This is a genomic window from Streptomyces recifensis (assembly GCF_002154615.1).
Classification (GTDB): domain Bacteria; phylum Actinomycetota; class Actinomycetes; order Streptomycetales; family Streptomycetaceae; genus Streptomyces; species Streptomyces griseoluteus.
Window position 1 is genome coordinate 1 of the sequence record NZ_MUNH01000818.1, and the last position, 817, is coordinate 817.

The window sequence follows — 817 nt, forward strand, 5'->3', positions numbered from 1 at the left end:
GAACACCCAGCGGTTCGCGGCCAGCGCGTCGTGCGGCTCCGGCCGCGGGCCCCGCCCGTACCGGCGGACATGGTCGTACGGCGTCCCCACCACGGTCCGCCAGCCCCGGCCCGCCAGATCCGCCGCCGAGTCCGGACGCGGATCAGCGTCGAACAGCGCCGGCAGATCCACCCCGAGCCGCTCCCGCGCCTCCGCGTACACCGGGCTGTCCCGCACCGCGCGGGCCTCTTTCAGCAGCTTCACCTCGTAACCGAGCATGCTGTCCGGCGCGCTCAACTCGTCGACGACCGCCATCAGCCGGCGTTCGGCGGCCGCCGGGAGATACAGCAGCAGCCCCTCCGCCAGCCACGCCGTCGGCAGCCCCGGCTCCAGACCGGCGCCGAGCAGCGCCCCCGCCCAGTCGCCGCGCAGATCCACCGGCACCGGCACCCGGCCCGCCGACGGCACCGCGCCCGCCCGGGCCAGCACCCGCTCCTTGAAGCCGAGCACACCGGGGCGGTCCACCTCCCACACCGTGCTCCCCGACGGCCAGTCCAGCCGGAAGGCCCGCGTGTCCAGGCCCGCCCCCAGCAGCACGAACTGCCGGGTCCCGGCCCGCGCCGCCGACCGCAGCGCATCGTCCAGCACCCGCGTCCGCAGCCCGAAGTACCGCGCCAGACGCCCCCACACCGGATCGGCGTCCCCACGCGGCACCTCCTCCGGCGACACCGGCCAGCGCGCCGACACCGGCGCCGCCCGCACGAAGCACTCCGCGTACGGGTCACGCGCCAGCGCGTCCGGACGGCGCGCCTCGATCGCCCGCGCCGCCGCCACCAGC

General features: G+C 77.4%; 1 protein-coding gene. It reads right to left on the minus strand.

Going from position 1 to position 817, the window contains the following annotated elements:
* A partial coding sequence (locus CCN33_RS30025) for an SAM-dependent methyltransferase (RefSeq protein WP_244173991.1) occupies positions 1 to 816 on the minus strand: 816 nt, incomplete at its 3' end.
* Between the last annotated feature and the right edge of the window lies 1 nt (position 817).